General features: G+C 70.7%; 22 protein-coding genes. 11 read left to right on the top strand and 11 right to left on the bottom strand.

The features are described 5' to 3' along the window. Positions 1–378: 378 nt before the first annotated feature. The 3 genes from serB to PWG71_RS27600 form a co-directional block, all read right to left on the bottom strand. Positions 379–1647: a phosphoserine phosphatase SerB gene (serB, locus tag PWG71_RS27610; protein ID WP_274812974.1), complete on the bottom strand. Its 1269-nt coding sequence runs from the start codon at positions 1645–1647 to the stop codon at positions 379–381. A 99-nt stretch (positions 1648–1746) separates the two neighbouring features. Next, positions 1747–2394: a DUF1707 SHOCT-like domain-containing protein gene (locus tag PWG71_RS27605; RefSeq protein ID WP_274812972.1), complete on the bottom strand. Its 648-nt coding sequence runs from the start codon at positions 2392–2394 to the stop codon at positions 1747–1749. Between the two features lie 208 nt (positions 2395–2602). Beyond that, positions 2603–3367, bottom strand: a complete 765-nt coding sequence (locus PWG71_RS27600) for a hypothetical protein (RefSeq protein WP_274812971.1) — start codon at positions 3365–3367, stop codon at positions 2603–2605. Between the two features lie 59 nt (positions 3368–3426). Between PWG71_RS27600 and PWG71_RS27595 the strand changes: the two genes are divergently transcribed. The 3 genes from PWG71_RS27595 to PWG71_RS27585 all read left to right on the top strand — a co-directional run bounded on the left by PWG71_RS27595 (position 3427) and on the right by PWG71_RS27585 (position 6443). Continuing rightward, positions 3427–4212 (top strand): ABC transporter ATP-binding protein, encoded by a 786-nt coding sequence (locus tag PWG71_RS27595; RefSeq protein ID WP_274812970.1) that lies wholly within the window; start codon positions 3427–3429, stop codon positions 4210–4212. Between the two features lie 387 nt (positions 4213–4599). After that, positions 4600–5523 (top strand): SPFH domain-containing protein, encoded by a 924-nt coding sequence (locus PWG71_RS27590; RefSeq protein ID WP_274812969.1) that lies wholly within the window; start codon positions 4600–4602, stop codon positions 5521–5523. Between the two features lie 161 nt (positions 5524–5684). Then, positions 5685–6443 (top strand): sulfite exporter TauE/SafE family protein, encoded by a 759-nt coding sequence (locus PWG71_RS27585; protein WP_274812968.1) that lies wholly within the window; start codon positions 5685–5687, stop codon positions 6441–6443. A gap of 90 nt (positions 6444–6533) precedes the next feature. On the opposite strand, the gene PWG71_RS27580 is transcribed toward PWG71_RS27585, so the two are convergent. The 3 genes from PWG71_RS27580 to PWG71_RS27570 all read right to left on the bottom strand — a co-directional run bounded on the left by PWG71_RS27580 (position 6534) and on the right by PWG71_RS27570 (position 8976). Next, positions 6534–7157: an HD domain-containing protein gene (locus tag PWG71_RS27580; RefSeq protein WP_274812967.1), complete on the bottom strand. Its 624-nt coding sequence runs from the start codon at positions 7155–7157 to the stop codon at positions 6534–6536. A 158-nt stretch (positions 7158–7315) separates the two neighbouring features. Continuing rightward, positions 7316–8344 carry an alpha/beta hydrolase family protein gene (locus PWG71_RS27575; RefSeq protein WP_274812979.1) on the bottom strand — a complete coding sequence of 343 codons (1029 nt, stop codon included), beginning with the start codon at positions 8342–8344 and terminating at the stop codon, positions 7316–7318. A 41-nt stretch (positions 8345–8385) separates the two neighbouring features. Then, positions 8386–8976, bottom strand: a complete 591-nt coding sequence (locus PWG71_RS27570) for a TetR/AcrR family transcriptional regulator (RefSeq protein ID WP_274812966.1) — start codon at positions 8974–8976, stop codon at positions 8386–8388. A gap of 325 nt (positions 8977–9301) precedes the next feature. Between PWG71_RS27570 and PWG71_RS27565 the strand changes: the two genes are divergently transcribed. After that, positions 9302–10789: an aldehyde dehydrogenase (NADP(+)) gene (locus PWG71_RS27565; protein WP_274812965.1), complete on the top strand. Its 1488-nt coding sequence runs from the start codon at positions 9302–9304 to the stop codon at positions 10787–10789. A gap of 238 nt (positions 10790–11027) precedes the next feature. Here the strand turns inward: PWG71_RS27565 and PWG71_RS27560 are convergent, their stop codons facing one another. After that, positions 11028–11666: a hypothetical protein gene (locus PWG71_RS27560; protein ID WP_274812964.1), complete on the bottom strand. Its 639-nt coding sequence runs from the start codon at positions 11664–11666 to the stop codon at positions 11028–11030. A 95-nt stretch (positions 11667–11761) separates the two neighbouring features. Between PWG71_RS27560 and add the strand changes: the two genes are divergently transcribed. Further along, the gene (gene add, locus PWG71_RS27555; RefSeq protein ID WP_274812963.1) at positions 11762–12817 is read left to right on the top strand and encodes an adenosine deaminase; all 1056 of its coding nucleotides are present in this window, start codon (positions 11762–11764) and stop codon (positions 12815–12817) included. Between the two features lie 76 nt (positions 12818–12893). Here add and PWG71_RS27550 read toward each other — a convergent pair whose 3' ends face one another. Then, the gene (locus PWG71_RS27550; RefSeq protein ID WP_274812962.1) at positions 12894–14018 is read right to left on the bottom strand and encodes a CapA family protein; all 1125 of its coding nucleotides are present in this window, start codon (positions 14016–14018) and stop codon (positions 12894–12896) included. An 878-nt stretch (positions 14019–14896) separates the two neighbouring features. Here PWG71_RS27550 and PWG71_RS27545 point away from each other — a divergent pair. The 3 genes from PWG71_RS27545 (at position 14897) to PWG71_RS27535 (ending at position 17808) form a co-directional block, all read left to right on the top strand. Next, positions 14897–15952 (top strand): chaplin, encoded by a 1056-nt coding sequence (locus PWG71_RS27545; protein WP_274812961.1) that lies wholly within the window; start codon positions 14897–14899, stop codon positions 15950–15952. A 161-nt stretch (positions 15953–16113) separates the two neighbouring features. Then, a complete protein-coding gene (locus PWG71_RS27540) occupies positions 16114–16950 on the top strand; it encodes an SURF1 family cytochrome oxidase biogenesis protein (protein WP_274812960.1) in 837 nt (278 codons plus the stop codon). A 63-nt stretch (positions 16951–17013) separates the two neighbouring features. Further along, positions 17014–17808 carry a class I SAM-dependent methyltransferase gene (locus tag PWG71_RS27535; protein ID WP_446725108.1) on the top strand — a complete coding sequence of 265 codons (795 nt, stop codon included), beginning with the start codon at positions 17014–17016 and terminating at the stop codon, positions 17806–17808. Here PWG71_RS27535 and PWG71_RS27530 read toward each other — a convergent pair. Beyond that, complete coding sequence (locus tag PWG71_RS27530; protein ID WP_274812958.1) at positions 17798–18358, bottom strand: RNA 2'-phosphotransferase; 561 nt, start codon at positions 18356–18358, stop codon at positions 17798–17800. The genes PWG71_RS27535 and PWG71_RS27530 overlap by 11 nt on opposite strands. 109 nt (positions 18359–18467) lie before the next feature. On the opposite strand from PWG71_RS27530, the gene PWG71_RS27525 reads away from it, so the two are divergent. Continuing rightward, positions 18468–19271, top strand: coding sequence for a TIGR02452 family protein (locus tag PWG71_RS27525; protein ID WP_274812957.1), 804 nt, complete (start codon positions 18468–18470; stop codon positions 19269–19271). Positions 19272–19429: 158 nt separating this feature from the next. On the opposite strand, the gene PWG71_RS27520 is transcribed toward PWG71_RS27525, so the two are convergent. Then, positions 19430–20080: a MerR family transcriptional regulator gene (locus PWG71_RS27520; protein WP_274812955.1), complete on the bottom strand. Its 651-nt coding sequence runs from the start codon at positions 20078–20080 to the stop codon at positions 19430–19432. Between the two features lie 101 nt (positions 20081–20181). Between PWG71_RS27520 and PWG71_RS27515 the strand changes: the two genes are divergently transcribed. Next, positions 20182–21141, top strand: a complete 960-nt coding sequence (locus tag PWG71_RS27515; RefSeq protein ID WP_274812954.1) for a hypothetical protein — start codon at positions 20182–20184, stop codon at positions 21139–21141. Positions 21142–21167: 26 nt separating this feature from the next. Continuing rightward, positions 21168–21419 (top strand): Smr/MutS family protein, encoded by a 252-nt coding sequence (locus PWG71_RS27510; RefSeq protein WP_274812953.1) that lies wholly within the window; start codon positions 21168–21170, stop codon positions 21417–21419. A 9-nt stretch (positions 21420–21428) separates the two neighbouring features. On the opposite strand, the gene PWG71_RS27505 is transcribed toward PWG71_RS27510, so the two are convergent. Then, positions 21429–21863 (bottom strand): DUF5946 family protein, encoded by a 435-nt coding sequence (locus tag PWG71_RS27505; RefSeq protein WP_274812952.1) that lies wholly within the window; start codon positions 21861–21863, stop codon positions 21429–21431. Between the last annotated feature and the right edge of the window lie 9 nt (positions 21864–21872).

Genomic DNA, 21872 nt, shown 5'->3' with positions numbered 1-21872 from the left:
CCTGTGGTGGGGTGGGAGAGTAGGTTGCCGCCACGGTTTTTTTTCGGGTTGAGAGCCTTCCGTTCCTTTTTTTGGGGGTGGGGGGCTTTCCCTGTGTGTGGGGTTGGTGTGTTGGGGGGTCGCCGTGGGCGGCCCCCCTCTTTTTTTGTGTGTGTGGGGTGGTGTGGGGTGGGGGGTGCTTTTTTTCGTGTTCGGCTGGGTCGTGGTGGTCGGGCGGGGGTTCGCGCCCGTCCCCCGGGGGGCGCTGTTCTCCTTCGGCCTCGGCCACAGCGCCGCAGGTGTCCGGGAAAAAGGGAAAAGAAGTCCCCCGTTCCCACTCCCGCAGGAGCGGACGCCCATCCACCCGGTCTGGTACCTCGGAAGGCCGCGCCCCCCGGATCAGTGGAGGGAGGTGTGCCCTATCGATGCCGGTTCCGCGTGGGCGTGGAGGTCCGCCGCCTCGATCTCCTCGCGGGTGATCCCCAGGATGAACGCGATCGTGTCCAGGTACGGCACGTTCACCGATGTGTCCGCCTGTTGGCGCACCACCGGTTTGGCGTTGAACGCGACCCCGAGTCCCGCCGTCTGGAGCATGTCGAGGTCGTTGGCCCCGTCCCCCACCGCGACGGTCTGTTCGAGCGGCACACCGGCCTCCGCCGCGAAGCGTTCGAGGGTGACGGCCTTGCCCTTGCGGTCGATGATGGGTCCCACCAGCCCGCCGGTGAGCTTCCCGTCGACGACCTCCAGCGTGTTCGCGGCGGAGTAGTCGAGTCCCAGCCGTTCCACCAGTACATCGGTGATCTGGGTGAAGCCGCCGCTGACGATCCCGCACTCGTAACCGAGTCGCTTGAGGGTGCGGATGAGGGTCCGGGCCCCGGGGGTCAGCTGGATCTCCTGGCAGACCTTTCCGATGGCGTCGGCGTCCAGGCCCTTCAGGAGGGCGACGCGGCGGCGCAGGGACTCCTCGAAGTCGAGTTCGCCGCGCATGGCCTGTTCGGTGACCCGGGTGACCTCCTCCTCGCAGCCGGCGTGGGCGGCGAGGAGTTCGATGACCTCACCCTGGATGAGGGTGGAGTCGACGTCCATGACGATGAGGTGCTTGGCTCGGCGGTGCAGGCCGCTGGGCTGGACGGCGACGTCCACGCCCTGGGTGGCGGCCTCCATGGCCAGTTCGGCGCGGAGCTGGGCGAGACGGGCTGGATCGCCCGCCGCTCCGGAGATCTCCATTTCCACGGAGGTGACCGGGAAGCTGGAGAGGCGCTCTATCCGGTCGATGTTGGCGCCGGCGCGGGCCACACAGGAGGTGATGGCGCCCAGGGCCCCGGGGCGCAGCGGGTCGGCGAGCACGGTGACGTGCAGCCGATCGTTGGCGGAGGAATCGTTGACCCGATGCTCACCGGAGGCGTAGTCCACCTCCATGTCGAGGTCGATCGCGGTCTTGTCGAGAGCGTGGCGGACCTCTTCGAAGACACGACGACGGCTCACCCCGGGGGCGACACGCTCGTCCACCTCCAGGACGGTGCCCAGGACGAGGCGCCCGGCCAGGACGACCTGTTCGAGGTCGACGATGGTCACGGGGAAGACGGAGAGGGTGCTCAAGAGGCGCGCGCTGATGCCCGGTCGGTCGCGACCGGTCACCGTCACCGACAACGTGGTTTCATCATTCATGGCGCCACCCACGGTACTCGGCCGCCCGATGGTCCCGACGCGCAGGCCGTTCCTTTTCGCAGCTAGTTCACCATGTGGACACTCTGCGGGCCCGGCGGCTCACTTCCTCTTCTTGGACTTGCGCGGTTTCTTCGCTTTCACGGAGACACCGCCCAGCATGCAGGTGCCGGTGAGCCGGATGACGGGGGCGTTCGGGTCGGTGACCTGGTCGGTCCCGTGCAGTTCGGTACCGCCCAGAATTCCCGACGTGTCGTTGATCACCCTGACCCCGTAGGGCACGGTGATGTCGACCCCGCCGAGGATGACGGCGACCTGGATCGTCACTTCGCGGCGGCTGAGAACGGCCTCGCGGAGGTCGAGGTCGACGCCGCCGCACAGGACGGAGATGTTGGTACGGGGCTCGACGAGCCAACGGCCCTTGCGCTCGCAGCCGCCGAACACGGCGACCATGTTCTCCGAGCCCTTGCTCTGGCCGGCGAGGTCGCGTGCCTCCTGGCCGAGGATCTCCATGCCGTCGGGGGCGCCGGGGATGCCGGGGGCGTGTTCCGGGTGGAAGGCGTCGTGTCCGGGCCCGGGGAGGTCGGACACGATGGGCCCGAGTTCGCCGATGGTCTTGGCCCTGTAGAGGGTGTCGAGGCGTTCCTCGTGCTCGACAGGGCTGAGCCGGCCTTCCGCCACCGCCTCGCGCAGACGTTCGGCAACCATGTCACGGTCCGCGTCAGAGGCTCGGATGTGCTCGGGCTGCATGGTGGCGGGTCTCCTCATCGATCCGTGGGCCGGGTTTCGACCGCACCTCAAGTATCGGTTCGCCCCCGGTGTCGGCGGATCAGGTATCTTCCCTGGTCCTACCCTGAGACTTCCTCGCCGTCGTCCGGGTCGGTTCCCGATCCGAGGCCGGGGCCCGGATCCCTCACCCTTCCAGGATGCCCCGTGAGGGGCCGCCGCGTCACCCCTGTCACAGGGGTAGGGCCGCGTGCGCGGCCACGAGGGCCCGGCGCACCGCCGCGTCGAGACGGCGAAGGGCACGCCCGCGCGCGTCCACCTGGTGGGAGTTGATCCCGCGGCCGCCGTGGGGGTCGGCGAGGTCGACGATCGTGGCCAACCGGGCGGCCTGTTCGGCGACCCCCCGGGCACGGCGCGGGTAGCCGGGTGCGAGGACGGCGGGCGCCGAGTCGAGCGCGTCCACCCTCTCTCGCACACCGGGGGCGAAGGCGGCGATGTCGTCGACGCCCTCCATATCGCGGGCGACGTCGATGAGGGTGAGCTTGAGCACCTGTTCGGCCTCGGCCAGATCGGGCACCTGGGGGATCGTGTCGTTGGCCGGATACGGGGTCCAGGAGACCCCCACATAGGATGAGCCACGCCGGTCGGTCGTGGGGACCAGCCCCACCTGACGGTCGGCGAGTCGGAGCAGGACCCCTTCCCGCGCTTCCAACGCGGCCTGGTTGAACTCCCCGGGGCCGACCAGGCCGAGCGGATCCCCTTGCGCGGGCAGCGCCAACCGGAACATCGACGGTCCCCCGCCGGGAAGGCCACGAAGTCGTACCAGTGCGGTCCGCAGCGGTACGCCCTCCTCGAAGGGCAGGTCGCCCGGCGGTACCGTCCCGATGAGGCCGGGACCGTCGCGCCGTTCGACGGCGTCCACGGCGTCGTCAAGGCCGACGTGCCCGGACAGCCAGGCGTTGCCCCAGGCGACGAGTGAGGCGGACGTGGAGTGCATGGATCCAGGGTAGGTCGGGCCTGCGCCGGCTCGGGACGTGAGCGACGTGAGGGAGAACGATGGACGGTCGGGTTCTGGGCCTGGGCGGGGTCACCGTACGGCGGGGCGACTCGCTCCTGTTGAACGGTGTCGACTGGTCGGTGCTGGAGGGTGAGCGCTGGGTGGTCCTGGGCCCCAACGGCGCGGGTAAGACCACGTTGTTGAGCGTGGCCTTCAGCCAACTCCATCCGACCTCGGGAGAGGTGGAGATCCTGGGCGAGAGCCTGGGCAAGGTGGACGTGTTCGAGTTGCGACCGCTCATCGGTTACGCGGGCGCCGCGGTGGCCGGCCGTATTGAAGAGGGCACCCCCGTTCTGGACCTGGTGCTGAGCGCCGCCTACGGGTACCTGGGCCGGTTCCGTGAGGAGTACGGCGTCCCGGACCTGGGTCGGGCCCGGGCGCTGCTGGGGCACTGGGGCGTGGGGGACCTGGCCGACCGGGAGTTCCAGACCCTGTCGGAGGGCGAGCGCAAACGGGTGCTGATCGCCCGGGCGTTGATGTCCGACCCCGAGCTCCTGCTGTTGGACGAGCCGGCGGCCGGGCTGGACCTGGGCGGCCGTGAGGACCTGTTGCGCCGGTTGGGGGCGTTGGCCCGCAACGAGGCGGCGCCCGCTCTGGTGGTGGTGTCGCACCACGTCGAGGAGATCCCGGTGGGGTTCACGCACGCGTTGCTGCTGCGCGAAGGCGGTGTGGTCGTCGCGGGTCCGCTGGACGAGGTGATGACGGCCGAGAACCTGTCGGAGACGTTCGGGCTCCCCCTGAAGGTGGAGCGGGACGGCGAGCGTTGGAGTGCCCGAGCGGTCTGATCCCCTTCCCACCAGGACCTCCCCTTTCTCCCTCCCCGGCCGGCGGTGTCTCCGCCGGCCGTCGTCTTGTTCCCGCATCCGCCGCACACGCCCCTTGCCCGATTGTTCGGCCCTGGGCAAGGCGGGATAAGGGGCACGAAAACCGAGCCATCATATTGTCCTTAAATACTGTTTCTGTCCGGATATGGCTCGTCGGATGCGCATCGGGTAGCGTCTTCGGCGGTGAGCGGATCGCTCCATTTCGGCGCGCTTTATGATCATCGGGTGGGCGGGATCGTGCGGTGCGCGGTCCGCGCCCGCGTTGCCTGCCACCCCAGCCAGGAGATCCGGAGCTGCTCTGATGTCGATGTCGAATACCACCTCGGTGCGGAACAAAGGGGTGGTCGCATGACCATGATCCTCATCGTCGCGCTTTTCGTCGCCGTTCTCCTGCTCATCTTCTGGCGGAGTGTGCGCATCGTTCCGCACTCCATGCAGGACGTCGTCGAACGGTTCGGTAAGTTCCACCGCACCCTGGACTCGGGTTTCAACGTCGTCATTCCCGGTGTCGACCAGATCCGCGAGCGCATCGACCGCCGTGTCCAGGTGGTGAGCTTCCCCCCGCAGTCCGCGATCACCGAGGACAACCTCGCGGTGGAGGTCGACTCGGCGGTCTACATACGGGTCAGGGACGCCTACAAGGCCACGTACGAGGTCGCCAACTTCATCCAGGCGGTCGAGCAGCTCACCCTGGCGACGCTGCGCAACGTCATCGGCGGCATGAACCTGGAGGGCACGCTCACCTCCCGCGACCAGATCAACCGCGAGCTCAAGACGGTGCTGGACGAGGCCACCAGCGACTGGGGCATCGAGATCAGCCGCATCGAGCTCAAGGGCATCGAACCGCCGTCCTCCGTGCAGGAGGCGATGGAGATGCAGATGCGCGCGGACCGGGAGAAGCGCGCGCAACTGCTCAGCGCCGAGGGTGAGAAGCAGTCCGCGGTGCTGCGCGCCGAGGGTGAGCGCGCCGCGGCGGTGCTGCGCGCCCAAGGTCAGGCCGAGGCGCAGATGCTCACGGCCAGGGCCGACGCGGACGCCCAGACGCTGCGCGCCCGAGGTGAGGCCGACGCCATCCACATGGTGTTCAAGGCTTTGCACACCAGCCGGGTCGACCCGGAGGTGCTGGCCTACCAGTACCTCCAGAAGCTGCCGGAGATCGCCAAGGGGGACGCCAACAAGGTGTGGATCGTCCCCTCGGAGATGGGTCAGGCCCTCCAAGGGGTCGGCGCAGCCTTCCAGCGGTTGCGCGACGATGTCGTCCGGATGCCCTGAGGCCCCGCTCCGCTCGTTCCCGGCCCCGGTGCGCTCCCGCGTCCCGGGGCCTTCGCGTTCCCCGTTCCCACTCGGCCCCCAGGCGATGATCCGACCATCCGATCTCGTAGTCTGTTGTCGCCCTCGACGGTGGGGGAGTGGCGGAGCACGAAGGACGGACCATGGAACTCTGGCAGGCCGCGGTCGTTCTCCTCGCCGGAATCGCCGCCGGTGGGATCAACTCGATCGCCGGCTCGGGGACCCTCTTCACCTTCCCCGTACTCCTGGCCCTGGGATACCCGCCGATCACCGCCACCATCTCCAACAGCATCGGTCTGGCGCCGGGCAGTGTCAGCAGTGCGATCGCCTACCGTCGGGAACTGGTCGGCCAGCGCTCCCGGATACTCCGGTTGGGCACGATGTCCCTCTTCGGCGCTATCACCGGCGCCCTGCTGCTGATCTACCTGCCCGCCGGGGTGTTCGAATCGGTCGTGCCGTTCATGATCGGCGCGGCCTGCCTGCTCATCGTCCTCCAGCCCCGCATCACCCGCTGGGCCAGGTCGCGCAAGCCCGCCCGCGAGGACGGCGGCCCCCTGCTCCCGGTGGGCGCCTACCTGACGGGCACCTACGGCGGCTATTTCGCCGCCGCGCAGGGGATCATCCTCATGAGCGTCCTCGGAACGGCCCTGGACGAGGACCTTCAGCGGCTCAACGCCCTGAAGAACCTGCTCGCCGGCATCGTCAACGCCACGGCTGCCGTGTTCTACGTCGTGCTGGCCTCGCCGTCCTGGCCGGTGGTCGGCCTCATCGCGGTGGGCTCGATCGTCGGCGGATACCTGGGCGCCCGGTTCGGGCGCCGGCTGAGCGCGGCCGCGCTGCGCGTCGTCCTGGTCGTGGTGGGGCTGTCCGCCGCGATCCAGCTGCTCATGGGTCGGGTCTGACCGACCCGCGCCCCCGCGCGCGTCCGCGCCGGTGCGCTCTCCGTACCCGCCCTGCCGGGCGCGGTCCCACCGGCCCGGGGGCTCCCCGGCTCAGGTGCGGAAGTAGCCCCGCCGGTCGGCGTCGTCGATGAGCGCGGTCGCGTACGCCCCCAGCGCCTCGGACCCCTCGGCGATCGCCTTCACCTTCTCCATGACCTGGGCCCGGGTGATCCCGAACCGCACCCAGGTGCCGCCCTCGTTGTGCCAGTTGGCCAGCATCGGCGACAACCGGTTCACGGCCCGGGCGAAACGGGCCTCCGGGGTGGACCGGGTCTCGAACTCCTCCCACAGGGTCCGGGCCCGTTCGGCCTGGTCCTCGGGGAGCAGGGGGAAGATGCGGTCGGCGGCGGCGCGGTCGCGCGCGGCCCGGGTCGCGGAGTCGGTCTGGTCGAACAGGAAGGTGTCGCCCGCGTCGATCTCGACGATGTCGTGGAGCACCAGCATCTCGACGACCTTGTCGATGTCGGTGCCCTCGGGCGCGTATTCGGCGAAGGTCCGCGCGCTCAGCGCCAGATGCCAGGAGTGCTCGGCCGCGTTCTCCCTGCGGGATCCGTCCACCAGTAGGTTCTGCCGCAGGATGCGCTTGAGTTTGTCCACCTCCAGAAGGAAGCGGAGCTGTGCGCTCAACCGCTCGTTGTCGACCCCGCTGGCAAAGACCGGTGCCGGTTCCGTCACGTGGTTCGCCCTCCTGAAGGATGAGTCGAAACGGTCAGGCGGACCGCTGGGGTGCGGTCGCCCCTGGATGATCCCATGGAACGCGCACCGACTGTCGCGGTGGCGTCCGTTAAGGGGACGGCCGGAGATGCGGTGGGGTGCACACGGTGAACGCCGTGTCACGGCGACGGGACGAACGCCCGCGGGCTCCCCCCGGTGCTCCATCCGTCCCCGGCCCCGGCCCGGACCTGGGCGGAAGCGGTGACGTGCCGGTGGAACCATTCGGTCAGGGCGCGGTCGACGAGCACACCGGCGGGAGTGAGGGGGCCGGGCTCCAGTCCCGGCTCGGTGCCGATGGCGTGGGCCAGATCCGGGATCACGATGTGACGGAGCACATGGTTCGTCCCCTCGGGGGAGACGGGTACACCCTCTCGCCCGTCCCGCCCCCCTTCTCCTTCGGAGCCCTCGAATCCCCTGACGCCCCCGTGCCCGCCGCGCGCCTCGGAAGCCGCCGGTCCCGTGCCCAGGAACGCGGCGCGCAACGCCTCGTGCAGACCCCGCCCGTGCTCCGGCGGCACCACCTCGTCCCGGCCGCCGCTGACGACGAGCATCGGCGTGCGCCCACGGGCGACCTCTCCCGCACGGGCGATGAAGTCGAACCGTTCGCGGGCCGCGAGGGAGCGGTCGTTCCAGGCGTAGGGGGAGCCGTGGTGGCGTTCCCGGGCGGCGATGACCGGCGCCGGATCGGCGACCGGGTTCACGACGGCGGCCGCGCCGACCGCGAGGTCGCCCTCGGCGAGGGCCAGCAGGGCGGCCGTGGCTCCCGCGCCCACCCCCACCAGGCCGATCGGGCCGTCGGTGATGGGGAACCGGGTGCGCAGTTCGGCGACCAGGCGGGGCAGTTCGGCGGCGGCCTCCTCGACCACCGGGCCGAACAGCTCGACCAGGTAGTCCTGTTCGCCGCGTCGGCCGATCTCACGTACACCGCCCTCGGGCAGGCGGGCCCCGAACAGCGGCAACCCGGGGTAGACCCGCCATGCGGGCAGGGACGCCATGGGTACGGTCCCGGCCAGGGCCGACTCGCCGCGCGGCGGCTCGAACGCGTGCAGGCCCAGGACGAGTGGCGCGGGGTGGGGTCCGGTGGCGGGGGGCAGGGCCAGGAAGGGGATCCCCGCCGCGGTCCCGGTGACGGGGCCGGCGGTCCGCAAGGCCGTGGGGGCCGCCCCGGGGGCGGTGTCGTCTCTGTCGTCTACCACCGGGCCTCGCCTTCGGTGCGTCGGGAGAAGTCGGTGAGGTAACTGCTCACCACCCGCTTCGCCTCGTTGATGAGATCGGGATCGCCCTCGGGGTCGTCGCGGAACGCCAGTTTGAGCACCGCGTCGGCCGACTCGACGGCCACGTGGATCGCCCGGTCGAGTTCGTCGCTGTCGGGGACGCCCGACACGGACACGACGATCTTGCGCAGTCGGATCGAGATGACCCGGTTGTTGTCGGTGCCGCCGTTGAGCAGTCGCGGGTCGACGATGTCACCGAAGTGCAGGCTGCGAAAGCCCGGCACGTTGCGGTGCATGTCGATGTACTCGTCGACGATGGTGTCGACCGCCGCGGTCCAGTGCGTGAACGAGGTGCCGGCCAGCCGCTCGGTGATGCGGGCCCCGAACTGGTCGAGGAAACGCAGGCCGAGTGCCTGGGTGATGGCCTTCTTGTCCGGGAAGAACTGGTACACCGAACCGATGGCCACGCCCGCGCGCTCGGCGATCCGGGTGGTGGAGAGGTTGTCGTAGCCGACCTCGTCGAGGATCTCGGCACAGCAGTCCAGCATGCGCTGGACACGGAGCATGCTGCGTTGTTGGGCGGGGAGCCGACGGAGCGGTGCCTGGGCGAAGGCGAGCTCGTCCGCGGAGGCGCGGGTCGTCCCGCGGCTCTCGTGCGATGCGTGACCGGACCCGTTCTTGCCTGCGGGGGTCCTCCGCGACCGCGGGGGCGTTGAGCTTCGGGAATTAGTCGTCACCTCACCTATGATGCCGTTCCGGAATCACCTGGTTCCGGGGAAATTCCAGTTTCGTTCTGCGGATTCTTCCTTCCGCGTCACCGGTGAAGGTTCCGTCATGGGATGGTGGGAGCGTGCCCGAGGCCTCGAACCCATCCCTCTTGGAGGTTGAGCCATGACCACCGACACCCCCGAACCGACGATCGAGGACCGGCGGGACACCACGCCCGAGGAACTCGACGTCCTCATGGAGCGCGCGGCCGCTGCCGCGCCGCTGCTGGCGGCGCTCCCCCCGGCGGAACGCGCCCGACTGCTGCGGGCCGTCGCCGAGGCGCTGGACGCCGCCGCCGACGAACTCGTCCCCATCGCGCAGGCCGAGGCGCACTATCCGGAGGCCCGCTGCCGGGGTGAGCTGGGACGCACCACCTTCCAGTTGCGGCTGTTCGCCGACGTGCTGGAAGAGGGCTCCCACCTGGAGGCCATGATCGACCCCGCCGACCCGGACTGGGGCACCCCGCGTCCGGACGTGCGTCGTCTGCTGGTGCCGTTGGGTCCGGTGGTGGTGTTCGGGGCGAGCAACTTCCCGTTCGCCTTCGCCACCGCCGGCGGCGACACCGCGTCGGCCCTGGCCGCCGGCTGCCCGGTGATCGTCAAGGCCCATCCGGGGCATCTGCGCCTGGCCCGGCGCACCACCGAGATCGTCATCGACGCACTCGACGCGGCCGGCGCCCCGGAAGGGGTGTTCGGCCTGGTGGAGGGTGTCGAGGTGGGGCGCCTCGCGGTACTCCACCCGCTGACCCGGGCGGTCGGCTTCACCGGGTCGATCCCGGGCGGCCGCGCACTGTTCGACCTGGCGGTGTCGCGTCCGGACCCGATCCCGTTCTACGGCGAACTCGGCAGCGTGAACCCGGTCTTCGTGACCCGGGCGGCGATGGAGGCGCGCGGGGGGGACATCCTCTCGGGGTACGCCGACTCCGCGACCCTCGGAGCGGGACAGTTCTGCACCAAGCCGGGTGTGGTGTTCGTCCCGGAGGACGCCGCGTTGGACGCGCTCGTCACCGACTTCGCGGGGCGGGCGGCCGCGCCGCTGCTCAACGAGCGGGTGGCCGACGGGTTCGCCCGAGGGCTGGACACCCTGGCCGGCCACCCGGCCACGAAGGTCCTGGTCCAAGGGGCCGAGGGCGAGGACGGCGCCTGGTCGCCCTCGTTGTTGCGCACCGACCTGGACTCGCTGTTGGAGCACTCCGAGACCCTGTTGGAGGAGTGCTTCGGGCCGTGCACGCTCGTGGTGACCTACGCCGACGAGCGTCGGTTGCTGGAGGCGGCGGGCGTGCTCCACGGTCAGCTCACCGTCACCGTGCACGGTGAGGAGGACGACGCGATCGCGCCGGCGCTGCTGGCCCTGGGCGCGTCGTTGGCGGGCCGGGTCGTCTGGAACGGATGGCCGACGGGGGTGGCGGTCACCCACGCCATGACCCACGGTGGTCCGTACCCGGCGACGACCGCGCCGCTGCACACGTCGGTGGGGACCACGGCGATCCAGCGGTTCCTGCGTCCGGTGACCTACCAGTCGGTGCCGCAGTCGCTGCTGCCCGAGGCGCTGCGCGATGACAACCCGCTGGGTGTTCCGCGTCGTGTCGACGGCGCGGCTCCGACGGTCTGACCCACGTCGCCCCGGGCGCACCGTGCGCCCGGGGCGTCCTTCGGTCCCGCTCCACCGCACGCCGGCGAACCCGGAGGAGGGCGGACCCCCGCCGTGTCCATCGGCCCGTTCCCGGCCGACCGGGGCGGATACGGGGACGCGAGCGGCCGAACGAGGCGGAGCCGGCGGGGAACGTCCGGTCCCGGGCCCACCGCACCCGCGCGCGGTGGCTTCGCGAGCGGGGCCGGTCGCGGAGGGATCAGGCGGCGCCCCGGTCGTAGGCGGTGACGAACGCCCCGATACGGCGCCGCCGCCACAGGGCCGCCAGGAACGCGGCGCCCGTCAGCGCCGGGAGCGACAACAGCGGTAGGGCGTACGAGAGCATCTCGCCCGGCGGCAGGTTCGACAGCCACGGAACGTACCGGATCAGGAGCGTCCCGAACATCACCGTCACCACCCCGAAGACCACCCCGAGGAGGCCGGTGAGGTCGAAGGCCAAGAGCGACTCGGCCATCGCCCGCCCCAGTCGGTCGATCTCGGGGTCGCCGGACGGTTTCCCCTGCTTCCGCACGTGGCGCACGGCGATCGCCGGCCGCACCGGATCGGTGTCGTGCGGCAGGGGGTGGCTCCTCTCGGCTCGGTGCCCGGCCCGATGCGCTCGCCACAGCGCCGCGCACAACGACCAGGCGATCAGTAGGAACCCGGCGGTCGTGAACCAGTCCACGAGGGAACGTCCGGGCCAGAAGACGATGAGCAGCAGCACGCTGTAGATCGCCGTCAGGACGAACAGCGACACGAGCAGCGACACGAGCAGACGGGTGCGCGGCTCCGGGCGGGTCCGCATGAGGAGTGCGTGGCGGGCGATCAGCAACTGGACGCGGGTCGGCTGGGAGGCCATACTCCGAACGGTACCGGCACCTCCATCTGACGGGTAGGCGTGAGATCGTCCCGAAGCCCTTGGAGACCGGAGCCGGCCACCCGTAGTCTCGCGCCATGAACAGCCACCCGAACCCCGCCCCCGACGCCGTCGAGGCGCTGATCCGCGACCTTCCCAAGGTGGAGCTGCACGTCCACCTCGAAGGCTCCATGCCGGCCGAGACCCTGTTCGATCTGGCCCGTCGGCACGGGGTCGTGGAGATCCCCGGCACCCTCGACGAACTTCGCGACTGGTACGCCTTCACCGACTTCCCGCACTTCATCGAGGTGTACCTGGCGTCGGTCGGGACCCTGCGCGAGGAGGAGGACTTCGCCCTCCTCACCTCCACGGTCGCTCGGAGCCTGGCGGCCCAGAACGTCCGCTATGCCGAGCTGCACATCAGCCTCTACACCCACCTCATGCGCGGGGTGCCCGCCCGGGTGGTGTTCGACGGTGTGGAGGCGGCCCGCCGTGAGGCCGAACGCGAACACGGCATCCGGTTGCGCTGGATCCCCGACTTCCCCACCGACTTCGGGCCGGAGAGCGCCGAACGCACGATCGAGGCGGTGCTGCGCGACGCCCCGGTGAGCACGGTCGGGTTCGGTGTGGGCGGGACCGGGAGCACCCTCACCCCCTACGCCGACGTGTTCGGCCGGGCCCGCGCCGCCGGGCTGGCGAGCCTGCCGCACGCCGGTGAGCACGGGGGTCCCGAGCGGGTCCGTGAGGCCTTGGACCTGCTGGGGGCGGAGCGGATCGGCCACGGGATCGACTCCATGCGCGATGACGACCTGGTGGCGCGCCTGGTGGACGAGCGGATCCCCATCGACGTCAGCCCCACCTCCAACGTGTGCACGCGGGCGGTGGAGCGGATCGGGGAGCACCCGTTGCCGGCCATGCTCGACGCCGGGCTGCTGGTGACCCTGAACAGCGACGACCCCACCATGTTCGGCACGGACCTCACCAACGAGTACCGCACCGCCCATCACCTGGGCCTGTCCTCGGCGGATCTGGTGCGCCTGGCCTCCAACGGCGTTCGCGCCTCCTACCTGGGGGCGGCGCACCGGCACGCACTGCTCTCGGAGATCGCCGAGGTGGCCGCCCGGCACGGGGTCCCGGCCTCTGCCCTCGTCTGATCCGGAGCGCGTTCCGCGCCCGGACACGGGTCCGGTCGTCCACATCGGCTGAGGTGGACGACCGGAAGGGGTCCTGTCACGCGGGGGAGTCGGTCAGCGGCAGGCCGCACTCGTTGCGCATGTTCGTCCAGGTCCGGGTGGCGCTCTCGGCGGCCGCACCCTCGTAGGGGACGGGGACGCCGCCCTGGATCTGGGCGGGCAGCCAGTCGGCCTGGGTGACCGAGCCCTGGTCGAAGGTCAGGGTGAGCACGCCGGTCTCGGCGGTGGGGCCGTTGAAGTTGTAGAACACGAAGTTGCTCAGCCCGTAGTGCACGTAGGAGTCACCGAGGAAGCCGCCGGGGGAGAGCACGTGCGCGTGCCCGCCGACCACGGCCGCCGCGCCGGCGTCCACCAGTTCCTGGGCGAGGGTGGGCGCGTGCGGCAGCGGGCAGTGCGCACCCTCCAGGCCCCAGTGCAGGAACACCACGACGTTGTCGTACTCGGCGGCGGCCTCGGCGACGGCGTCGATCATGTGCTGCTTCATCTCGCCCTTGGTGGAGGCCATCCCGGGCTTGCCCTCACCGGGGGTCCACTCGGCCATGAGGTGGTCGTCGAGCACGTCGGTGGCGCCGAACATGGCGACGGTCTGCCCGTTGACCTCGGCGATGTGGGGCGCGTACGCCTCCTCGATGTCGAGTCCGCCGCCGACCAGGGCCACCTCGGAGGCGGCACCGTTGTCGAGGGTGTCCATGAGTCCGTCGACGCCGTAGTCCATGCCGTGGTTGTTGGCGATGGTGGCCACGTCCACGCCGGCCGCCTCCAGGGCGTCGAGGGCGCTGGAGGGCGCACGGAAGAGGTACTGCTTTCCGGGGGCCGGGGTGCCGCCCTCGGTGATCGCGGTCTCCAGGTTGATCATGGCCAGGTCCGCGGCGGACAGGTGCTCGGAGATCGGGTCGAGCGCGGTCTCCGGGTTCTCCAGGCGCGGGCGCAGCATGCCCTCGAACATCACGTCACCGCCGAAGGCGATGGTGAAGGGGTCGGAGGCGGCCTCGGGCTCGCCGCTCGGAGAGGGGGGAGTGGAGGACTCGCCGCCGGCCCCGGACGCCCCCTGGAGCCGTTCCGGGTCGTCGTCGGCCGAGGAACAGGCGGCGACGAGCACGAGGGCGAGCGTCGCGGCTCCGATCGGCAGGGCCGTGCGCGTGCGGGTGGGTACGGATTGCATGCATGCTCCAGGAGGGGCGGGGGAAACGGGGGCATGTCCTGGGAGTCAGGACGCGCGTCGCACGTCTCCGGTTGGCCGGTGCGTGCGAATGCCGGGTATCCCGTTCCATCCGCCACCGACGATCACTGATCGTATTCGAATTATCGCCATGCGTGTTCTCTTGCCGAGTATCAAGGTGATCGGATCCGAGTGCGGGGTGATCCGTCGGCTCAGGGTACGCGCTCTTGACTAGGGCTTTTGTCATGCTTTGCGCAGTTTGTCATGCGGGTGACCTCGGAGGGTGCGGGGGTTTCGGAGCCTCGGGTCTTCGGGGCGGTCCGCGTGCGGCCGTGTCCTCCCGGGGTGCGGCGGAGGCGCCGACCTTCCTTTTTCCGGCTTTTCTGACGAAAGGTATATCGGGCGCATTCATTGGAATTCACCGCGCAGGGGTTGTGGCGCCTTGGGGTGTCCTGAAAACGAATCAACGAAGTTGCTTAGTCGTTTGGCCGGTGGGGTTTACTCCTAACTTTTTCTGGCGCGAAAAACACGGAGAGTGCTCAATTGATATCTTTGTGTTGTCGTGCTTAATTCTTTGAACAGCGACTATTCCCCAAAGTCGCAAGCTGATCACACAGAGTGCTTGTGGTGGAGATAAACATTTCCGGAAAGCGCTTGTGCTCGCTCTCCGTCTTGCTAACGTTTCGGTCCGTCGCCGGTCAGCGAAGAACGGAACCGCGATACCCGTGGGTCACTCCGCCGTTCCATCGCTCTCACACGGTGTCGGACCCGCACCGCCGTCCCGGCGGGACCGCGCACACCAGCGGACCGGTCCCGGGGCACGGCTCAACGCCACGACCGGCGTGATTCCCCAGGCTTCCTGCGTCGAAAGGCCGCACCAGATGCGCAACACACTCCGTTACTCCTTCGCCACGGCGATCGCCGCCGGCCTCGCCTTCGTCCCGGCCGCCGCAGCCTTCGCCGACGCCACCACCAGCGGTTCGGGAGGTGTCGGCTCGGGCAACCAGATCATCGTCCCCGTCGACATCGAGGCCGGCCTGTGCGGCAACTCGCTCGCCGTCCTGGGCATATCCAAGGCCACGTGCACCCAGGTCTCCAAGGTCCTCTACGAGACCAGCGGCAAGGGCGGCGCCTCCACCGACGGTTCGGGCGGCGTGGCCTCCGGCAACCAGATCATCGTCCCCGTCGACGCCGCGATCGACGCCTGCGGTAACGCCGTGGCCGTCGGGGGCGTCTCCAAGGCCGAATGCCTTGAGGTCGTCGAGGTCCTGGAAGAGGAGTCCGCCAACGGCACCTACTCCACCGACGGTTCGGGCGGCGTGGCCTCCGGCAACCAGATCATCGTCCCCGTCGACGCCGCCATCAACATCTGCGGTAACTCGGTGGCGATCCTCGGCGGTGCCAGCTCCAAGTGCACCACCATCATCAACATCATCCAGGCCGCTCCGGAGAACGAGGGTTCCCCCGAGGCGACCACCGACGGTTCCGGTGGCGTTGCCTCCGGCAACCAGGTCGTGGTCCCCGTCGACGTCGCCACCGACATCTGCGGTAACGCCGTCGGCGTGCTCGGCCTGGCCGAGGCCTCCTGCCTGGAGGTCATCTCCGAGAAGCCCGGTGAGCCGGGGAAGCCGGAGGAGCCCGGGGAGGAGACCCCCGAGACCCCCGAGAAGCCGGAGGAGCCGGGCGGCGAGAAGCCCGAGAAGCCCGAGGAGCCCCGTGAAGAGGACGAGCACGAGGGCGATGGCGGTGAGGGCGACGGCGGCAAGGGCGACGACAAGCCGGCCCCGCCCCAGCAGGCCGGCTCCGAGCTTCCCCTCACCGGTGGCGCCCTGACCGGTCTGGTCGCCGCGGGCATCGCCGCCGTCGGCGCCGGTGGCGCGGGTCTGTACTTCGCCCGCAAGCGCAAGGCCGCCCTCGCCACCGCCGGCGAGGAGTAGGACCGCCGCCCGCGCCGCGCGCGGGAACGGACACCCACCGCGGGGCCGCCGACACGATGTCGGCGGCCCCGCCGTCGGTCCTGGCGCGGTGACGCAAGAGCGGACCGGTCTGTGGGCGGGGCGGTGCGAGGTGCTCGAAGACGTCTCATACCCTCGAAGACGTGCGCAGAGTCCTGTTCTCCCAACGCATGCTGGCGTTCCACGCGCTGGTCCTCGTCATCGTGCCCACCTTCATCTGGCTGGGCTTCTGGCAGGTGGACCGCTGGGGGACGCGCAGCGACGCCGTCGCCCTCCAGCAGGGCAACCTGGCCGCCGAACCCGTGCCGGTCGCCGAACTCACCGAGGTCGGCTCCGACGTGGCGCCCGCCGACCGGTGGCGCACCGTCGAGGCCGTCGGGACCTGGGACACCGGGCACCAGATCCTGCTGCGCAACCGCGACGGCTCCGGTGGGGTCGGCTTCCACGTGCTGACCCCGCTGGTCACCGAGGAAGGGCCCGCGGTCCTGGTCAACCGGGGCTGGATCCCCCGAGGCGAGACCGCCCTGGACGTGCCCGAGGTGCCGCCCGCGCCCACCGGCACGGTCGAGGTGGGCGGCCGTCTCCACTTCTCCGAGACCGAGGAGAACTCCGGGCGGCGCAACCGCGACGATCTGCCTGAGGGGCAGCTGCTCATGGTCGACGTGCCCGCCATCGCCGAGTCACTGCCCTATCCGGTCTACGGCGGCTACGTCGAGCTCACCGCCCAGGACCCACTGCCCGACGCCGCCCCCGAGCGCATCGAGGTGCGTGAACTGGACTCCGGGATGAGCCTGTCCTACGCCGTCCAGTGGTGGGTGTTCACCCTCGTCGCCATCGGCGGCTGGATCTTCCTCATACGACGGGAACTGCGCGACGCCCGTGAGGCCGAGAGCGCCGGGGACACCGCTGACGGGGGCCCGGCCGAGCACACGGAGGGCGCCGGGGACACCGGTGACCGCCCGCGCGAAGACGTCCACTGACGTCCGCGCCGACCCACGAGGGGACACGTGCACGAACACGACGACTATCCGGTGCCGGGACGGATGGAGCGGCGCGCCGTCGACGCCCGTGAGAGCGTCCGCGCGGGACGCCTGTGGTGGGACGGCGCCGCCGACGCCTACCAGGCCGACCACGGCGACTTCCTCGGCGATGTCGACTTCGTGTGGTGTCCCGAGGGGCTGACGGAGGCCGACATCGGTCTCCTGGGCGATCTCGACGCCCTGCGCGAGCGCCGCGTCCTGGAGGTCGGCGGGGGAGCGGGCCAGTGCGGGCGTTGGCTGCGCGCCCGGGGAGTGCGCGAGGTCGTGTCCTTCGACCTGTCGTTCCGCCAGCTCCAGCACGCCCTGCGCATCGACGAGGAGTCGGGGACGCGTCTGCCCACCGTCCAGGCCGACGCCCAACGGCTGCCGTTCTCCGACGCCGCCTTCGACGTGGTGTTCTCCTCGTTCGGGGCGTTCCCGTTCGTGCCCTCGGCCGACGACGCCCTGGCCGAGTCGGCCCGGGTGCTGCGCTCGGGCGGGCTGCTGGTCTTCTCGGTGACCCACCCCGTCCGGTGGAGCTTTCCCGACGACCCCACCGAGCACGGGTTCACCGTCCACCAGTCCTACTTCGACCGGCGCGCCTACGTGGAGGAGGACGACCACGGCAACGCGATCTACGTGGAGCATCACCGGACGGTCGGGGACTGGGTGCGGGGGATCGCCCGGGCCGGCCTGGTCCTGCGCGACCTGACGGAGCCCGAATGGCCGGAGGGGCACGACCGGGTGTGGGGCGGCTGGGGTCCGGTGCGCGGCCGGATGATCCCCGGGACCGCGATCTTCAGCGCCGTCAAGCCGTGACGGGTGCGGTCCCGCTCAGGTACCCGGGTGGGACGGCGGCCACCAGCCACACCCCGTTCCCCGTCACCCGGAACCCGTGACCGTCCCTGTGCATGCGACCCGCGGCGACGGCGAGCACCACCGGCCTGCCCCGGCGGGCGCCCACCCTGGCGGCGGTCCCGGTGTCGGGTGCCAGGTGGACGTCGTGCCGGTTCATGGGTCGCAGCCCTTCGGCGGTGATGGCGGGCATGAAACGGCCGACGGTCCCGTGGTAGAGGGTCTCGGGCGGTTCGGTCGGGACGAGGCCCGGGTCGACGCTGACGGAGTGGCCCTGCCGGGCGCGGATGCGGGTGCCGTCCGCGCTGAACTCGAACCGCTTCTTGTCGTTGCCGGCGACGACCTCCTCCAGCTCCTCCCGGCCGAGTCGGACGTCCGCCCGGCGCAGGCCCCGGAGCAGGTCGTCCACCGGCGTCCACCCCCGGGGGTCCAGGCGCACCCCGACCCGGTCGGGGTCGTGGCGCAGCACACGCGCGATGTACCTGGAGGCGCGCACGAGTCTCTTCTGATCCATGTACCGCATCCTCGTCGGCGGGACCGCGTCGGTCCACGGTTTTTCCAGTGGACCGGGGGGACACGCGCGCATTAGCCTGCCGTGTCCGTCGTACGGAGTGGGAGGGCCTGTGTCACAGCGTTTGCGCGGCATCTGGGCGGAGACGAAGAGCATGTTCGAGGCGGAGCGGTACCGGGTCGGCGCGCTGCCGGTCGACCTGTCCGCCGACCTGGCGGCGATGCGGGAGGGCACCCGGCACCACCTTCCGGAGGACATCGCCGCGCTGCCCGCGCCCGTCCCACGGCACGACACCCGGTTCGAGGTGACGGGTGAGAGCACCCTGGCCGCGCTGTTGCGCCTGGCGGGGGAGGGTGAGGTGGCGGCGCTCAACTTCGCGTCGGCCCGCAACCCGGGCGGCGGCGTCGCCAACGGGGCGCGCGCCCAGGAGGAGAGTCTGGCCCGGTCGAGCGCCCTGTACGCGTCGTTGACCCGATGCCCCGAGTTCTACGCGCACCACCGGGCGGAGCGGTCCCTGCTCTACAGCGACCGGGTGATCTGGTCTCCCCGGGTGCCGGTGCTGTGCGACGACCGGGGCGAGCGGCTGTCGGAGCCGCCGGCGGTCGGGTTCCTCACCTGCGCGGCGCCCAACCGGAGGATGATCGAGCGCGACGGTGCCGAGGAGGAGGCCCGGACGATCCCCGGGGTGTTGACCGCGCGGGCCCGGGGCGTGCTGGCGGTGGCCGCCCACCACGGGGTGGACGTGCTGGTGCTGGGCGCGTGGGGGTGCGGTGTGTTCGGCAACCGGCCGGAGGAGGTCGCGTCGGTTTTCGCGGAGCACCTGCGCGGTGGATTCGCGGGGGTGTTCGAGCGGGTGGTGTTCGCGGTCCTGGACCGGGACGAGCGGGTGCGCGCGGCCTTCACCGACCGCTTCTGAGGGTCGGGGCGCGTTCCGCGGACACCCGTCCCGCCGTGCGACGCCCCGGCACGCCCGCCCGCCGCCCGCCACCCGCCACCGCCCGACGGCCGCAGGTCACGGACGGCCCGTGGCCGACGGCGTTCCTCTCGCGACGGGCGGCATCCGCGCGACACGCCTCAGTCCTCCCGCGCGGAGCGGTGTTCGTCCTCGTCGAGGTACCGCTTCGCGGACTCGTCGATCTGGGCGAGGCGACGCAGGACCGTGAACAGGGTGTCGCCGAGCACGGTCTTGGCGGCGGCGGCCTCCAGCACCTCCTCCGACGTGGGCAGGTCGCCGACGCGGTCCAGGTCGACCCGGGCGACCTGCTCGATGGCGGCGGCGTAGCGGTCCAGGGAGGCGTCGTCGACGGGGTGCCCGGCCTCGCGGTGACCGGCGAGGACGACGGCCAGGGCGTCCATGGCGGGGTGGTCCTCGTAGAAGAACCAGCCCTGACGGGCGACGAACGCCAGCGCGCGTTCACGGTCCTCCTCCTCGGGTTCGATGTCGGTTCCGACCAGGGGGATCCGGCGCATGACGAGGCCGAGCTTGGTGTGCAGGCCCAGCCCGGGCTCGGCGACCTCGGCGAGGACCTCGCGAACGGTGGTGATCGGCAGCCCGCCGACGGTGACGAGGGCCCTGATCAGGCGTAGCCGGTGCACGTGCTCCGCGCCGTATCTGGCCTGGTTGCGCCCGGTGGGTTCACCTCGGGGGAGGATGCCCTCCCGCAGGTAGTACTTGATCGTCGGGATGGGGACCCCGGCCCGTTCGCTGAGTTCGGCGATGCGCATGACGGACATCCTCTCCTGTTCTCTCTTGCGAAATCCACATAGATACTAGATAGTTCTAGTATCCACTATGGATAGTGTTGCTACCCATGAGAGAGGGTGTCATGAATCCCCCGACCACCGTGCGCGCCATCATCGATCTGCACCGGCCGCTGACCCTGACCGCGCTCCTGGGCCTTGCCCTCCTGCTGGTCTCCGTCACCGGCCTCGTCGTCGACGACCGGATCATCAACGGCGACCCCGCCTGGCTCAAGCCCACCAAGTTCGCGATCTCGGCCATCGTCTACAACCTGACCCTCGCCTGGCTGCTGTCCCTCGTCACCCGAAGGCGCCGCACCGCCTGGTGGCTGGGCACCGTCGTCGCCGTCATGCTCACCGGCGAACTCGTCGCCATCACCCTCCAGGTCGTGCGCGGCCGGGTCAGCCACTTCAACAACGCCACCTTCTTCGACACCGCCGTCTACGGCCTGATGGCGGTCATGATCATGACCGTGTGGCTCGTGACCCTCGCCATCGGCGTGCTCCTGCTCGTCCAGCGGCTCGGCGAACGCTCCATCACCGTGGCCATCCGGGCGGGCACCGCGATCGCCCTCGCCGGGATGGCGGTCGCCTTCCTCATGACCATGCCGACGGCCGAACAGATGGTCACCCTGCGCGAGGGCGATGCCTCCGACGTCATCGGTGCCCACACCGTCGGCCTTCCCGACGGCGGACCCGGGCTGCCCCTGGTCGGTTGGAGCACGGTCGCCGGAGACCTGCGCGTCGCCCACTTCGTCGGCCTGCACGGACTCCAGGTGATCATCCTGTTCGCCCTGCTGCTGACCGTCCTGGCCGGCCGGTACCCGCGCCTGACCTCCGACGCCCTGCGCACCCGGCTGGTCCTGGTCGTCTCCGGCTCCTACGCCGGCCTGGTCGTCCTGCTCACCTGGCAGGCCCTGCGCGGTCAGTCGGTCGTCCGGCCCGACGGCCTCACCCTGGCCGTCGCCGGGGCCCTGGCGGTCGCCACGGTCCTGGGGGTCCGGTGGGCCCTGCGCCTGCGCGAACGCGAGCGCGAACACGTATGATCCCGGGTGATCGGACGGAGGCGGCCATGCGGCTCAAGCTCGACCTGCACGACATCTTCAACAAGGGCCGGGACATCGACCGGGCCTTGGAGGACATCATCGCCGAGGCCGAGCGCACCGGCGCCAAGACCGTGGAGATCATCCCGGGCAAGGGGTCGGGCCAGCTCAAGAAGCGCGTACTGCGGTTCCTCGACCGCAAGGACGTCAAGGCCCGCTACCACCGCGTCGAGAAGGACTCCAAGAACTTCGGCCGCCTGTTCGTCCACTTCAAACACTGATCCGGCAGGTCAGGCGGACCAGGCGGCCAGGGTGGCCTCTGCCCAGGCGCGGACGCGTTCGGTGTGGCCCTCGGCGGGGAAACCGCCGTCCACGGCGACCTCGGCGACGGTGAACGTGAACCCGCTGGGGACGTTTGTCCGGGGAGCAGCGGGTGCGCCGTGCTCTCGTCGGCGGACCCGGTGGGAGTTGGCGCGGCGGGCGCGCTCAGTGAGTTTGCGGGAGGCCTCGGCCCCGTCCTCGACGTGGGTCCGCAGCAGTTCCAGCGGAAAGGCGTGTGTGCCCTCAGCCAGGGAGGCCGGGTGCTGGAGGCGGTAACAGGCGACGGCGACGCCGTGCAGCGGGCCCCACGGTTCCTGACGGGAGTGGTCCAGCGCCAGCAGCCGCTGGAACAACTCCTCGCAAGGGGTGCCGCTCACCGCTCCGCACCGCGCACACGTGTCCATGCCGCGATA

This window comes from Nocardiopsis sp. N85 (assembly GCF_028882275.1).
In the GTDB taxonomy this organism is placed as follows: domain Bacteria; phylum Actinomycetota; class Actinomycetes; order Streptosporangiales; family Streptosporangiaceae; genus Nocardiopsis; species Nocardiopsis lambiniae.
The sequence above is the reverse complement of the archived record's forward strand: the minus strand, read 5'-3'. Positions and strand labels throughout refer to the sequence as shown.